14 protein-coding genes are annotated in these 14958 nt (G+C 47.3%); 5 read left to right on the top strand and 9 right to left on the bottom strand.

The window, feature by feature from the left end; genetic code table 11:
* Positions 1-36: 36 nt before the first annotated feature.
* Both K2Y22_02920 and K2Y22_02915 read right to left on the bottom strand, forming a co-directional pair.
* Positions 37-441, bottom strand: a complete 405-nt coding sequence (locus K2Y22_02920) for a hypothetical protein (protein MBX9877385.1) — start codon at positions 439-441, stop codon at positions 37-39.
* A 194-nt stretch (positions 442-635) separates the two neighbouring features.
* A complete protein-coding gene (locus tag K2Y22_02915) occupies positions 636-2180 on the bottom strand; it encodes a S8 family serine peptidase (GenBank protein MBX9877384.1) in 1545 nt (514 codons plus the stop codon).
* A gap of 404 nt (positions 2181-2584) precedes the next feature.
* Here K2Y22_02915 and K2Y22_02910 point away from each other — a divergent pair, with 404 nt between their 5' ends.
* Positions 2585-3058, top strand: coding sequence for a hypothetical protein (locus K2Y22_02910; GenBank protein MBX9877383.1), 474 nt, complete (start codon positions 2585-2587; stop codon positions 3056-3058).
* 5 nt (positions 3059-3063) lie between these two features.
* Here the strand turns inward: K2Y22_02910 and K2Y22_02905 are convergent, their stop codons facing one another.
* Positions 3064-3639, bottom strand: a complete 576-nt coding sequence (locus K2Y22_02905) for a hypothetical protein (protein MBX9877382.1) — start codon at positions 3637-3639, stop codon at positions 3064-3066.
* 30 nt (positions 3640-3669) lie between these two features.
* Complete coding sequence (locus tag K2Y22_02900; protein ID MBX9877381.1) at positions 3670-5055, bottom strand: TonB C-terminal domain-containing protein; 1386 nt, start codon at positions 5053-5055, stop codon at positions 3670-3672.
* A gap of 730 nt (positions 5056-5785) precedes the next feature.
* Here K2Y22_02900 and rsmI point away from each other — a divergent pair.
* The 3 genes from rsmI to K2Y22_02885 all read left to right on the top strand — a co-directional run bounded on the left by rsmI (position 5786) and on the right by K2Y22_02885 (position 8747).
* Positions 5786-6637 carry a 16S rRNA (cytidine(1402)-2'-O)-methyltransferase gene (rsmI, locus tag K2Y22_02895; GenBank protein ID MBX9877380.1) on the top strand — a complete coding sequence of 284 codons (852 nt, stop codon included), beginning with the start codon at positions 5786-5788 and terminating at the stop codon, positions 6635-6637.
* Positions 6638-6714: 77 nt separating this feature from the next.
* Positions 6715-8019: a hemolysin family protein gene (locus K2Y22_02890; GenBank protein MBX9877379.1), complete on the top strand. Its 1305-nt coding sequence runs from the start codon at positions 6715-6717 to the stop codon at positions 8017-8019.
* Positions 8016-8747: a hypothetical protein gene (locus tag K2Y22_02885; GenBank protein ID MBX9877378.1), complete on the top strand. Its 732-nt coding sequence runs from the start codon at positions 8016-8018 to the stop codon at positions 8745-8747. Before K2Y22_02890 ends, K2Y22_02885 begins: the two co-directional genes overlap by 4 nt.
* Here the strand turns inward: K2Y22_02885 and K2Y22_02880 are convergent.
* From K2Y22_02880 to fsa, 4 genes are all read right to left on the bottom strand, one after another.
* The gene (locus K2Y22_02880) at positions 8744-9565 is read right to left on the bottom strand and encodes an alpha/beta hydrolase (GenBank protein MBX9877377.1); all 822 of its coding nucleotides are present in this window, start codon (positions 9563-9565) and stop codon (positions 8744-8746) included. The two genes, K2Y22_02885 and K2Y22_02880, sit on opposite strands and share 4 nt — an antisense overlap.
* A gap of 4 nt (positions 9566-9569) precedes the next feature.
* Positions 9570-10712 carry a hypothetical protein gene (locus K2Y22_02875; GenBank protein MBX9877376.1) on the bottom strand — a complete coding sequence of 381 codons (1143 nt, stop codon included), beginning with the start codon at positions 10710-10712 and terminating at the stop codon, positions 9570-9572.
* 141 nt (positions 10713-10853) lie between these two features.
* On the bottom strand, positions 10854-12101 hold the full coding sequence (locus K2Y22_02870) for a hypothetical protein (GenBank protein ID MBX9877375.1): 1248 nt from the start codon (positions 12099-12101) through the stop codon (positions 10854-10856).
* Between the two features lie 9 nt (positions 12102-12110).
* Positions 12111-12770 carry a fructose-6-phosphate aldolase gene (gene fsa / locus K2Y22_02865; GenBank protein ID MBX9877374.1) on the bottom strand — a complete coding sequence of 220 codons (660 nt, stop codon included), beginning with the start codon at positions 12768-12770 and terminating at the stop codon, positions 12111-12113.
* Between the two features lie 130 nt (positions 12771-12900).
* On the opposite strand from fsa, the gene K2Y22_02860 reads away from it, so the two are divergent.
* Positions 12901-14286: an LCP family protein gene (locus K2Y22_02860; protein MBX9877373.1), complete on the top strand. Its 1386-nt coding sequence runs from the start codon at positions 12901-12903 to the stop codon at positions 14284-14286.
* Here K2Y22_02860 and K2Y22_02855 read toward each other — a convergent pair whose 3' ends face one another.
* Positions 14287-14952: a carbonic anhydrase gene (locus K2Y22_02855; GenBank protein ID MBX9877372.1), complete on the bottom strand. Its 666-nt coding sequence runs from the start codon at positions 14950-14952 to the stop codon at positions 14287-14289.
* Positions 14953-14958 lie beyond the last annotated feature (6 nt).

Below are 14958 nucleotides of genomic sequence, written 5' to 3'. Positions count from 1 at the left end.
CTAGGTTTAAGCTTTTGCCCGTGAGCTTTAGCTAATCTACGACTTCTGAGCGTCCAGGATCATGCGATTGAGCTCGCTCATTGCCTTAATTGGGTTTTCTGCAACTTCAGAGAACGTGCTCATTACACGTAAGGTCTCTAATGGTCTGCCAAACTTCTGTTCTAAAAAGGCTACGTCTTCAGCAGTAATCATAGTTTCTTGGAATTGACCAAGTACAGCTTCTTGAGACCCTGCGGCTTGCGCATTGAGGGTATCACGCATATTTATGCTGCTGGCGCCAAATGCTTTGGCTGTGTCGGCCGTACCGGCTACCAACTCAACAACCGGAGTCACTTTGTCGGTGGACTTCATGACTGCATCGCCTTGCTTGTTGGCCTCTTGGCTCAACAGCTGGGAGGCTTTCGAATCAAAATTTTCTTGTTGTTCAGATACTCTGTCCATTCCCATTGCCTTCGTTGGTTACTCCTTAAGTGATTCCTTCAAATAACTTAGTCGGGTCGCTTTCCGGTCTCCCCTTTTCAAGACCAGGTTACCTTTGCGGGCAAGCGTCGTCAATGTGGATTCTACGTAGTCCACCTTAAGGAGCCCAAGTAAAAGGCGCATGTAATGCGCTCCTACGCTATCTGAAAGATTAATTACTGTCCTGGGCGCCAGATACCCTTACTGTTGGTCGTTGAATGGTCAACTGACCCTGAGCCCTGGCTCTGAACACTTGAGCCGCCTGCTGGGCGTCTGTTGTTGGCTGGTCTGACTTTGCGTTCGCCGCCCGGACTCCAAATGCCTTTATTGCCGCCCAGCGAACTCGAACCTGCACTAGAAGAACTGCCGCCGCCTCCTCCGAAGCCGCCACTGCCGCCGCCGAAGCCGCCACCTCCGGAGCTGCCGCTGCCACCGCCGCCGCCACCGCCGCCACCACCGCCACCGCCACCGCCGCCACCGCCGCCGCTACCACCGCCGCTGCTACCACCACCACTGCCACCACCACCGCCACCGGCGAAGCCGCTAGTGCCGCCGCCTCCGCTAACGCCTCCTCCACTACCGCCATATGCTGAGCCAGCGTTACCGCCTCCTCCGCCAGGCGCTGCTGGTGCCGCCATGGCAGACATGGCTGCATTTTTTACAGCGAGTTCGGCATTCACAATTCCATAGCCTATTCCACCTTTATTTTTGCTGTCTTCAAAAGTGGTATTAATCAAATCTGTCAATATCTGGTCCACTGTATAACTTGGATTTGTATTGGCAATCATGCTTATAACTCCAGCTACAAGCGCAGCTGAAAAGGACGTACCATTTGAAACCATAGGTACTCCTGCAGCATTAAGAGTGGGAACATCTTTGCCGGGGGCTGCAAACCATACAGGACCACCATAGCTTGAAAAGTCGCAGAGATCACCATTACGATCTGATGCGGCGGTTACAATCAAGGTTCGTTCTACGCGTCCACCAAGTTTTGTGCCTGAATTGCCGGCTGGTGCAATTACAATTCCACCCTTATTTCGATATAACACTAATGTGCCAAATACCAGTGGGCTATCCAAAAGAGACGCTTCAGCATCCACTGGTGCTGCACCAACAACGGCTATTCTAATGCCCCTCTCCATGCATGCTGCTAATCCCAAAATGACACGCTCATCGTCAGTGCCATTGCTGTCGCCGATTTTTATGGGGTAAATAAATGCTGTTGGATCTACGCCGGCAATTTCATCGCCATTATTTGTAGCTGCCGCTATCACGGATGCAACTTTAGTGCCGTGACCAATAGCGTCTGATGAGTCATTGAAGCTACCAACGTATGATTCACCTTCTCCAACTTTTTTTGCTAAGTCACCTACCGGATTGACACCGGAATCTAGCACAGCTACCCAGTGACCTGTCAGTTTTGTAGCCTTCCAAGCTTCGGGCGTATGTGTGTACATAAGGTTCCATTGGTTGGGTAGCAACGGATCATTTGACACAGGAGCTTGTGCTTTTGGTTGTTCATCTTTGCTGTTTTCGTCGCACCACATGTGGTGAAAGTTTGGTTGCATGCCGGCAAACATTTTGGTTTTAGACAGGGCTAGCGCTGTTTGATGTAGCTTTCCAGGCTGCGTTCGGATGCGAAGTAGATGGCAATACGTCAGACCATATACTCGCTCAAGTTTAGCGCCGGCTGCACTGATAGTCTCCAGCAGTGTCTTCATATTCTCATCAGTATCCACTGCGGCTAGAAGTATGTCGGGCTCATAATGAGATGAGAACGCCGGCAGGGCCGTGATTGAAAAAATGAGAAGACAGGACGTAAGAAATTGGACCAGTAACAGACTTATGCGGCTCATAAGATCTCCAAGATCAAGAAAGCTAACGTACGTTTTATACCCACTTATTCAGTTCTTATCTAAAAATGGGCAGCTTGGACGTTCTGGGACATTAATGTGATTAAGGTAATTTTCTGGGTACATTGCTATCTGGAGCGTCAGATTGGAGTCGCATTGTGCTTTCAAGGATTGAGTCCCCGACAACAAGAAAGACTCTTTTGACGACATGGAGCTGTCTTATTCTATTGACTTGCAGCATCTACTGTCCGCAGGTGCAGGCGCAAACTAAGATGCCTTGGGATCAAGGATTCAAGTGGCCTTGGGAGAATAATCCACCACCACCTCCTCCTCCGGTAAATAATTCGCCATTGAATTGGAATAAAAGACCGCTTCAGAAAGCAAAAGAACAAACCGACGCAGAAAAGCAGCGACAGAAGCAAATGCAGGACATGATAAATCAGGGGCTATGCCCTCCGATTCAAACTGCCAATCCTGATCAAAAAGGCAAAAATAACGAGTGGAACACGTTTAAAAATTCTTTGGGACAGACTGATTCAACTTCTGGTCATATGCGTGGATATGATGGCAATCATGCTTATATGGGACCAGGGCGTGCCGGTACCTACACAGATGGTGGTTCGACAACTACCTATGTAGACCCGAGACTTGGACAATCTAATTACCAAGGTCCGACGGGTCCGGCGCAGACTACAAACGCGTCTGGTGCTGACGTTGCTGCACAATTGGGCGGAAGACTACAATAACGGAATTATTTGTTGCCGACGTAGAGAAATACGATTGCAAAATACCCAAGCAAAATAATTGCTGCTCCGGCAATTACGACAGGCAACGTAGCAGCGGCAAGTCCTGCTCCTTTGTCGATTTTGAATTGATTTACTAACCCGGCATAATTCCAAAAGCAAGCTAGGATGCTGGATGCTACGACACCGGCTGTTGGTATCCAGGCAATTGCCAGAGCTGGTGCTGCTGTTAGTGCGAGATCAAAACATTGACGGAAATTGAATTCCCGATCGAATAATTTTCTCAAGAGAAAACTCTGCACGTAAGCCCATAATGCCATTCCTGCATAAGCCAAGACGACATAAGCCGGAATCAGCATGTAGCGCTTTTCTATGACGGAGAACAATACCGAGAAAATTAGAATGGGGATCAAAGACCAGATAACAGTTCTTATCCAAGTACGTCTGTTGTCTAGCTTTGGCTGCCGCTGCGCATAATACTTATTCGGCTGCATCATCTGCGTCTTGAGACTAGTTGTCCAAAAGCGCAATTCTTGTTGCGCTTCTTGCTCTAAATTGGGCTTCTTGGCTGGATGACTAGGCATATTTACCTAGTTTACCCTATGCTCCACGCCCTACTTGGCAGAATCGTCTGACCGTGAGATGCGCCAGGTAAACTGGTAGCGGATTTGCACTGATTTAGGGGCGCCTAAAGGAAGTGGCTCAAGAGGCGATGCCGCGGTTAATGCTTCCATAGCCGCAGCATCGGCTTTCGGCTCACCGCTAGATTCAACGATTTGTGGTTCGATAATTGAGCCATCTCGTTTGATGGTGAATATGACAGCAATTTTTCTATTTTCCATGCCCTTGGGCGGCTGCCATTTTGCTTGAATCTGTTGCTTCATTTTGGACATGTAAGTGCCAAAATCTAATGGTGCCTTTGGCTTTGCATCTTCATCTTCGTCATCATCTGAGTCTTGAGCATCTTCAGGGTGCCGTTGGCGACTGGCTAAATCAGGTCGTTTCATTGCTAATTGGTCAATTGGATGACCAAACTTAATGCTCTTTGGTGTGGAGCTTTTAACAACCGTTCCAATGGGAGTGCCACCAAGGGTGGTGTATTCGGCAAGGGCCAAAATAGGGGTTTCTTTCTTGCCTATCTGTACGTCGACAAGCTCTGAAACGCCTTGTTTGACATACTCGCCAAGCGTGATGACTGGAGTCAATCCATTTGCTACTTGCAGACCAAGACTGAAAAAGCTACAGAAAAAACTATTGGGAGTGAGTGTGCTTTCGTAACTCGGTAATTCAGGTAAATTGGCCGAAAGAATTGAGACACCAGTCTCCTTGCAGATTTCCTCAATGCTTGGCTGCATCGGAATTTCCGGGTTGTATGCGCTTTCGGATGCGGGCGATGTATCCAGTACACAGAGAATATTGCGTGACTGCAGGCGACGCCGTAAATCTGTAAGCATTGCTTTCAATGGAATGCCTGTTTCGGCCGCATCGCTTGCTTCGCTGTCCGCGCACAACAAAATTATGTCGTCGCCTTCTTTGGAAGGGACAGTTCGCGTGCAGACGTAAAGTACGACCATGTCGTTGGGCAATGCTTTTGTGCCAAGCCATGTTGAACTCAGCACGTTTTCAATACCGTATTTTGTTGTCTTCAGTTCCTTAAGAACACTCACGTGATCTGGAGCAAAGTGACCACAACTTGGATCTTTCAAAATACCTGCAAGATCGGTGGCGTTTTTGACGGCGCAGCGCAGAGGTTCAATTGTTTGATCATGAAATGACCCTATTCCTATAACAATTGCCCATTTGTCCCGTATTGGTCCAGGCACATCAAATGCGCTTTTGGCTGTCGGCTTGGGTTGTGGTTTTGCCGGCGGAGTAGTCTTGTCCTTTGCTCTGCCCGGCAAAAGTGCGCACGATGGCTGCTCAAAGGAGGCAGCACAGGTTATAGCCAGGGTAAGACTGACGGCAAAACGAAAATAGTTGGCTGATAAGAGCGCGAACATTTTTGCTCCGGCAAAGGAGATATAACTCCAGTTCCGATAAAAGTTACGACAATTAATAGCTTATGTCCAATATGTTTTTATGCAATTTAAGCGTGGCCGAAAATTTTCATTGGATTTAAGCTCGAAGATGAGCGTTTTTAAGTAACTCGGATCGACTTGTATAGCGACTGAATATGGTGGGGCATTGGCTGTCTCTGATAAAGCAATGCAGGAAGGATCCAATACCTTATGGAAGTGGTGATTGATCGATATGTATTTGGGTGGTTTTGGATGATTATTACTGCGAAAACACACCCAACCTATATGCTGATGCGATCGATGACAACCTGTATATCGCTTAGTAGGTGAGGCTTATTGCGATTGTAACGAAGTATTGTGCAATTGCGAATAAACCAGCACGACAAATTGTCATTGAAATTGCTTGAAGCAGAATAGATGTGGCTTTTGCACTATTTGCTTTTCGAAATCAGCCTGTGAAGCCATTTCTAAATAGTCGCTGAAGATCTCGGATCGTCAAATATAAGGGCCAGTGTGTTGAGCAGAATTTTCCGATCTAAGACAAGATCGATCCGTTTAATCCATCGATTAAATAACTTACAGGTGTAGGAAACCTGTAGATAACTTGAGATCTCAAGAGTCGTGAAGACCTTTTGTTTGATTAGAGGAATTTTTGTATGCATGTGTGGTAGATACTTTCGAGGATTAGAAAACATATACAAGGACGTGTCTGTTGTCAGGAAGATTGTTCATTATCGCTACACCTGTTGGTAATCTCGGTGACCTTACCGAGCGGGCCAAACAGGCTCTTGCATCAGCAGATCTAATCCTGGTTGAAGACACACGCGTCACCATCAAGCTCATTAACCACCTTGGCTTAAAGAAGAAGCTGACCAGCTGCCACGAATACAACGAAGCCAGCCGGGCAAAACTAATGGCCGAAATGGCATCCAGAGACGCCAGTGTCGCTGTAGTTTCGGATGCCGGTACGCCACTTGTCTCTGACCCCGGCTATCAAATAGTGCAGGCGGCAATTGAATGTGGAATGCAGGTTGTTCCCATTCCAGGTCCAAGCGCCTTTTTGTTGGCGCTAATTGGCAGTGCGTTGCCTTGCGACCGATTTGTATTTGAGGGCTTTTTGCCGGATAGACAAAAGACTAGACGCAAGAAGCTGGAGAGCATGAAGGATGAAAGGCGCACGCTAATTTTTTACGTAGCGCCGCATGATCTTGTTAACGCTCTTGAGCTGGTTCATTCGATTATGGGAGATAGACAAGCATGTCTTGCTAGAGAGCTGACCAAGCTCCACGAAGAATTCATTCGCGGCACAATGTCTGAGATTATTAGCCAGGTAAATGAGCGTGGCGTCAAAGGCGAGTATGTGCTGGTAATTGCCGGTGCCGAGGCTCCGCCCGAAATTGAACTTACAGAAGAAGAGTTGTTGTCCGAAATTGCCGAACGTCTAAAGTCAGGGCGAGGGTTGAAGGAAGTTTCCCAAGAACTGGCTCAGGAATTGAATAGAAGGCGATCCGATATCTATAAGCTCGGACTTAAATGCCGAGATTCAGATACAGAGAATGATTAAGTATTAGGGCAAAACCGTTCATTGGTTGGCTTGGCCGGGAATATACCAGCATAGGTTGTTGCGTCCTCTAGAGGTCGATGGTTTCCACAAGCGCATGGATTTTGTTTATCGTGCTGTTAGTCTTGGCTAACGGCTTACTTTCCTTGGCTGAGATGTCCATTGTTTCTTCGCGTAAAGCCCGCCTGCAGGGTTTGATTAAGAAAGGCAACATGGGCGCCAAGGTAGCTTTAGAGTTGTCGAATTCACCCAATCAGTTTTTATCTACCATTCAGGCTGGTGTGACAGGAGTTGGGATATTATCCGGTGCCTTCGGGGGAGCAACAATTGCCCAGAATCTATCCGATATTCTTGCCTTAATTCCACCGATAAAACCATATGCTGATGCCATCGGCATGACTGTGGTTGTTGTCTTAATCACCTATTTTACGCTCATCCTGGGTGAGCTTGTACCGAAAAGACTTGCCCTGGCTGACCCGGAGCGAATCGGCAGTGCGCTTGCCCCGGCAATGAAGAGACTTGCTCATTTAGCAGGACCTGTCGTTAGGTTATTGACCGTTTCCACAGATTTTGTCTTTGCACTATTACCGATCAAAATACAAAAAGAGCCGGCTGTCACCGAACAAGAACTGGAAGTAATGATTGATGAGGGCAAACAAGTCGGCATATTACAGACGATGGAATACAAAATGCTGTCCGGAATTTTCGATCTCAACGAGAAGAAGGTCAGCGCCGTCATGACTCCAATGACAAAAATTGTTTGGCTGAAAGCAACTGATAGTCCGAAGGTCTTGATGGAATCAGTGATTGCCAATCCGCATTCTCGATTTCCTGTAGGTGAAAGTTCGTTGGAAAATGTAATCGGCATAGTTAGTTCAAAGGAATTATTAGTTCGTTGGACTATCGATAAGACGTTTGACTTGAAGGCTTTGATGACGCAGCCTTTAATTCTTCCAAGCTCTCAATCGGTTATGGATGTCCTTAAGTCTTTCAAAAAAGCCGGCACTGATGTGGCTTTAGTCATGGATGAATATGGCGCTCTTGAAGGAATGGTTACGATTACCGATGTCGTCAGAGCAATCATGGGCGAGACGCATGTTGGTGATGAAAAGCCGCGTTGGCAAATTGTTGATCGCAAGGATGGCACCTGTCTTGTCGATGGGTTGACTCCGACAGACGAATTTATGCGCTTTTTCAAAGTTGCCGAAATGGCCTCGGAAAAAGCAGATTTTGAAACATTGGCTGGACTTATAGTCCATCAGCTTGATCACATTCCTCAAGTTGCTGAAAAGGTCACTTGGAATGGGCTTTGTTTGGAAGTCGTTGACATGGATGGCTATAGAATTGATAAAGTTATGGTCTGTAAGTCAACGGAACTGTCATGACCCAAGAAGCTGACGTAAGCAAAACAGAAGAAATAGACAGATTATTGTCCGTACCGCTTGCTGAGCGCAACGAAGAGTGGAAAGAGAAATTCTACAAAGTCGTTGATACGGCAAGTTTGTCCTTGCCGGACGAAAATGTTTTTGTCGGGCCTGACGGTTTTCCCTATCTCTTACTCAATATTCCGGAGCCTGGGCAGCAATATCACAGCTATAGTCTAACTACCGTCTTGAGCCACTGCCTGGAAAATGGACTGGGTCTGGTTATTGCCCGTGGTGACATGAGCAAACCGGAATGGGTTTTTCCATTCGGCATGCTCTGGTGCTTCAAAGAATTCGGCAAATTGGAAATTCCCATTGAAGAAAGAATTAGAGGCGAACTTATTAATGAAACAGCTGCCGGCAAATTATCGAGAGAAGTTGTCGAGGAAAGCCGTCAGGTAATGGTCGGACAACCTTCGGAAGAATATCTTCCCGGCTATGTGCGCACCGCCATTCGCAACTTCGCCACGCAAAGACTCAATATGACTAGTCTGCGGGCATTTTTGCTGATGGATCCAGCTGCGGAACCACCGCAAGCCATGGTGTTTTCCATATTCCCGGATCAATTTGCCAACGAGAATGAATACGGCGCGGTGCTTTCCATGTTGCGCTGGTATTTGCCCACTCATTACGGACTGGCAGGCATTCCTAGGGACGTCGAATTAGCCAAATCATTTATGCCATTCTAGAGTCCGCTTAGAAAAGTTTTGATTGTTTCAGTGTAGGTTGGTGGATCTACGTCGTAAACATCATTGTGACTGGCTGACGGCAGACTAATGAATTTTTTGCTTTCCCCGGCAATTTGAAAGAGGCGCTCACCATGGTCGTGAGGGACTGTTTTGTCTAGTTTGCCGTGAATTATCAAAACAGGTTGTTTATAGCTTTTGAGTACAGTCAAGTTATCCAGATCGGGAGTAACCATTAAAGGGTTTGGATAAAGTCTCAGCCAAGGCAACTTTTCACAGGCAATATGCCGGAGAGAGCTGAAGGGTGACTGCAGTATGAGTCCTCTGCTAGGTCTTGCCGATGCGATATGGCAGGCAACTCCTGAACCTAACGATTCGCCGAATATAACGATGTTTTCCGGCTTGTAACCTAATTTGTCGGCAACGAAATCAAAGGCAGCCAGTCCATCTTGAGTGATACCAACAATTGATGGACTGCCTTTACTTCGACCATAACCTTGATAGTCATACAGGAAAACCGAACTGCCAGATTCAATAAGCAACTTCGCAAGCCATGCACGATGACTGATGTTGCCGGCATTTCCGTGACTGACGAGAATAAGCCTTTCTGAATTCGGATTTTTCAATAGCCAGCCATGCAGTTCCATACCGCTTTGGGAATTGAATGTTTGATTTTCAATAGTGATACCGGCAACCTGTGTGACGCTGTAGAGATCTTCTTGCTCTTTGTCAGGGTAGAAGAGCATGCAGTTGTAAAAAGACTGCGCAATTTTTGGCGATAAAACCAAATAGAGCAAAGCTAGAAGTAAGGCTGTTTCCACAGGCTTAGTATCCCACTTTTAAGGCTTTTTCCAAACCTGAAATGCGCTGATGTACCGCACCATCTTTAGGCTTTCCGAAAACCTTTGTCTCTAGTCTGTCCACGCGATCGGCTACTTCTTCTTGTGAATACACTTTACCGAAGGCAATTTTTTCCATGCGAGACACTCGCTCCGCATCGCTGACTGTTTTTTTGACAGCGGCAGTTGTTGGTTTCTTTGCCGGCACTGCACTTTGTGCTGCTGGTTTGGCAAATTGTGACGGAAATTGGGGATATCCTTGCGGCACTTGTTGTTGCTGAAACTGGGGATAGATTGGTTGTGCCGGTACCTGTTGTTGGAATTGTGGATAGACGGGCTGTGCCGGAGCTTGTTGTTGAAACTGTGGATAGGAAGTTTGCATCGGCATCTGCTGTTGAAACTGTGGATATCCTTGCTGTGCTGGAATTTGTTGCATAGGCATTTGCTGCGCATACTGTGGATAGGGCTGTTGATATTGGGGATATGCAGGTGGTTGCATCGGCATTTGTTGTTGAAACTGCGGATACATTGGTTGTTGCCCGGCTTGCATAAATTGCATGGGTTGCTGTGGCTGAGTGAATTGAGGATAGACCGACTGCTGCGGCACTTGTTGATATTGAGGATAAGCTGGTTGTTCCGGTGGCAGTTGTTGAAACTGCGGATAAACAGGCTGTGGCGGATGTGCTGGTTGCGCTTGCATTGCTTGATTGGCAGCAGATGGAAAGGGCTTATTGAAGTCTGGGATCATATCTTCAGAGGGAAATGCTGTTGATGGCTTTGTTGGCGCCGCGTTTTGGGTTGGCACATTTGTTTGCCATTGCGGTTGCTGCTTCGGTGTATCAGTCCAGGGTTGGGCTGCAGGCAGATTAGGAGGCGGTGCATCGCTGAGATCGTCCATTACTGATTGTGAAGGACCGCCGGCATTGTCCATTGCACCGGGATCGACACCGACCGGTAATGTGCGCCTAACTGTGTCTGTTTTAGCCTGACTCGGACTTATGGCTTTTAACTGTGGTATGGGTTTCGGCTTTGTCGTAGTCGCCGACGGATTTGCGGCAAGCGCTGTTGAACTCGCCAGGACAAAGGCTGCCAAGCTTAGAGCTAAATTCCGGAAAGTCCAACTGGCCATGGTTCTAACCCCACCTACTAGTTACCCAGTTTGGTGACCAATTTAACCGCGATGCGGGCGCATGCAATGCGCCCCTACAACGAACAAAATGCCCCCGTTTACGCGGACAAATATTTGAATCCAACGAGCAAATGCCTTCGTTTACGTGGACAAAATATTTGACTCTAATTCGCCGCCGATGCGCAGGCTGGCTTGTAATGCTAGAGCCGTTTCAACAAAGACTGGACGCACAAGTGTCTCTGGTGTTGTGACAAGTTCGCAGAGTATGGCGTGCATATCCGGATCAATTTTCAAAAGTTCCTGCCGTCCGGCAATCACGGCAAAGGCAGCAACGGCTTCAGCAAAATACTCATGGGCACTGGATTTGGCGTAACCTGAAATAAAACAACGCTTGTCGATGCGCTCCGGCACTACAAATTCCGTTTCAGCATCTACGCCTTTTGGTGACGGGTGCAACTTAACACAAGCTTTAAGGCGCTTTTCGTAAAGGTTTTGAATTCTTTCTTGTGCGGCTTGAGACAAAACAAATTCTAATTGGTGGCCAAATTCGTGTGCAACTACTTGGTTGAGTCTAACTTCTAGCTGTGGTCGCGCTACTACCCAGAAACATCCATATTGCTTGTAGAGTTTGACTTCTTTTTCAAACTCTTCTCTATCCAAAGTGACGAATCCTGTGCGAACTCCTGTAACACCTGCAGTTCCGTGTTTGACATTGCCTAATGCTGCAGTGCCTTCTGATTTGCGGACGATTTGCAATAGTCCTGACACCGCCCAGAACTTCATTGTGTCTTTGACATATTTTTTCTGCGGGGCCGTCAGTTTGTCGAAGTCTTCGAAATAGCGAATGATTTCGTTTTCAAAATAGGGTTTGTCTTTGCGATAAAGCGGACGAGTTATTTCAACTTGCCACTTTTGTCCTTTGCTATCGATACCTTGACCAATTGTTGATAGTTGGCTGTTTTCGTCCAGTTTACGCCGTACTTCTTTTTTTTCTTTGTCGCGCAAGTAAATGCAGCCGGCGTCATCTATTTCGCCGATTAACTGGTGGTCTGAAGTTGCTAGCCGCCCGTTGATTGCCGCCAGATGTATGTTGTTGTATACGAGAGTGCCTGTCGGTCCCTTGTTCTCTCCAGGCAATTCAAGTTCAAAACCATTCTGGTCTATGCCACGGAACTTTGCACCAGGAATGGTTTCAATTGGTTGAAGTCCTTCAAATGAGCCGACTATAGGCGACTCGGACCAGACCAGACCATTTTCATGCAGAAACCCCACAGGCTGACCGTTGTGGTAGATTTTGCCGTAGTCGACAACAAGCATTTGCCCAGGTAGTTCGATAAACCCACTCGGGCCGTTTGTTTTAACTACTTGAGCAGCACGCTCTCTAGACACGTTGCATTACTACTTTGACGAAACGGCTACTTTAGCCTTGTTCCAGTCGTTGAGGAATAGCTGCAAGCCGGTGTCTGTTAGCGGGTGATGAACTAGTTGCTTGAAGACCTTGTAAGGCATTGTGGCAATATCAGCACCAGCCAGGGCTACTTTAGTGATGTGCACAGGGTGGCGAATACTGGCTGCCAAAACTTTTGTCTTCAGGTCGTGAATGCGGAAGACTTCCACGATGTCCTCAATTAGTCTGATGCCGTCTTCGTTGATGTCATCCAGTCTGCCCAAGAATGGGCTGACAAATGTGGCACCGGCGCGGGCTGCCAAAATTGCTTGGTTGACTGAAAAGCAAAGTGTGACGTTTACCTTTATGCCTTCGTTGTTGAGGATGCTTGTGGCAGCCAAACCAGCAGGAGTTAAAGGGCATTTGACCATGACATTTTCGGCCCAGGTGGCAATATCACGTCCTTCTTTGACCATGCCCTCAGTGTCTGTTGAAACAACTTCGGCAGATACTGGACCTTTGACTATCGAGCAGATTTCTTTTACAAGACTCTTGAAGTCTCCGCCCTCTTTGACGACGAGCGATGGGTTGGTGGTAATGCCGTTCAAGCAACCCCATTGGTTGATTTCTTTGATTTCGTTGATGTTGGCAGTGTCTAGAAATAACAGCACGGTAATGCACCTCTTTTACAACGTATTAACCAGGTAAATTGTCGTTTAAATCTTAACCCGGAAGGGGTAGTTCAGTCATGTCCGGGGGATAAGATTGACATGGAGACTAATTTTATGACGCAGGTGTAATTTGAGAGTCAGCGATCCTACTTCGCCTCCATTTTTCCTCTGGCAAGCACTAATGGCAGTGCTGATGGGCATCTTGACGGGCGCTTTGCTCTTCAATCTGTCCAGTCATGCTCGCGCAGCTCTTCCTCATCTTCCCATACCAATCAAAGAAGCGCTTGCGGCTAAGCCCGCGCCTCCCTCCATTCCAATTTTGCCCAGTCTTGACAAGCGGATGGTCATTCTGCTTATGGGTGTTGATTCAAATGGTCCTAATTCCCAAAGATATGTCGGCACTCGTTCAGACACGATGATGCTGGCAAGCATTGACCCCGCTACTAAACAAGTCGGACTTATCAGTATCCCTAGAGATAGTCGTGTGATTATTCCAAGAGGACATGGCTTCAGCAAAATAAACTCGGCGCATGCCTTGGGTGGACCGACGCTTGCCATGGAAGCAGTCAGCCAAAACTTCGACGTCAATATTGATCACTATGTGGTCATCGATACTGTTGGCTTGAAAAAGGTCTGCGAATTCTTGGGACCATGCGAAGTGCTGGTTGAAAAGGAAATGCACTATGTCGATCACACAGCCAAACTCAATGTGGATTTGAAGCCCGGATTGCATACCCTCAGCCCGGTAGAAATGGAAGAGTATGTGCGTTTTCGTCATGATCCTCGTGGTGATATCGGACGCATGGAGCGCCAGCAGTGGTTTTTGAGACAAGTGGCACACAAACTTAAAGAGCCGCAAGTACTATTGCGCCTGCCTGAGCTAATGGGATTAGCCAATGAATTTGTATCTACGGATCTTTCACTCGATCAAATGGCTCGCCTGCTTTCTTTCGGCAGAGAAATTGAACCGCATCAAATTGTCACTGCTACATTGCCCGGTGAAGGCGCCATGATTGGCGGTATTAGCTATTGGTTGCCGGATATGAAAGCCAGTCGCATTGCTATAGATAGATTAGTAGGTACCAACGAGCAAGCTCTTGCAACAGAGACAAGTCCGGCAGAAGTTGTCACCAATAAACCAATTCGTGTTTCTATTCGTTATCCGCGTGGCTGCGAGAAGGTGGCTGACTATTTTGAGACAAAGTTGACTGAAGCCGGATACAAGGTCCGGTATAAATGGCGTGTCGATGAAATAGAGTGCCGTCACGAAGAGATAATTGCGCACAGCTCGCGTGCCAGCCAGGAAAATACCAACGAACTGAGAAAAGTTCTTCCGCAAATGGAGAAATGGCCGACCGTCGTCAATCCGGAATCGCGCTCTTATACAGACTTTACTCTCGTGATTTCGCCGAATGTAATGAATGCAATGGCGGACATGTTCCCGCCGCCGGCTGATAGCGCTTATGCTGGAACTCCTATGATGTCTCGCGTGCGACCAGTATCAGTTTTGCAGTAACTACTGCTTTGCATCCAACCAGCGTATTGTGCCATTTTCAATGTTGCGGATGCCGCCGACGATTAGCAGTTTCTTTTGCTTGACCAAGTCTGTCAATCCTGGGCTGTTTTTCTTGATCTCGGAAATGGAGTTACGCACATTGTCTTCGATTGCGGCGTTGAGAAGGTCTTTGCCTTTTAGTTCCGGATGATTCTTTTTGGTTTTGTCGGTTGTCGGTGTTATCAGAGCCATCAGTTTCGGTAAGCTTCCCTTCAATTCTGCTCCCCTTACTGCACCATCTACAGCACCACATTGCGTATGTCCTAAAACAACAACTAGAGGCGTTTTTACGTATTTGACGCCATATTCAATCGAGGCTAATTCAGCTATTGCACAGACATTGCCGGCAACTCTGACGACAAACAGGTCTCCAAAACCTTGGTCGAAAACTACTTCTGGAGGCACGCGTGCATCGGCGCATCCTAAAATGGTAGCAATTGGTTTTTGACCATTAAGAGCTGTTTGTTGTCGTTTAGCAGCATCAAAACGCGGATGAATACTTTTGCCGCCAAGATAGCGTTTGTTGCCTTCTTTCAGCCGATCCCAAACTTGTTGTGGCGTCTCGGCATAACATGCCAAGCTCGAACCAAGCACTAGAGCAATTGCCGCAAGACTTGCTGCTTTCATTGATTG

The sequence above is a fragment of the Candidatus Obscuribacterales bacterium genome (assembly GCA_019744775.1).
GTDB lineage: Bacteria > Cyanobacteriota > Vampirovibrionia > Obscuribacterales > Obscuribacteraceae > SBAT01.
The sequence above is the reverse complement of the archived record's forward strand: the minus strand, read 5'-3'. Positions and strand labels throughout refer to the sequence as shown.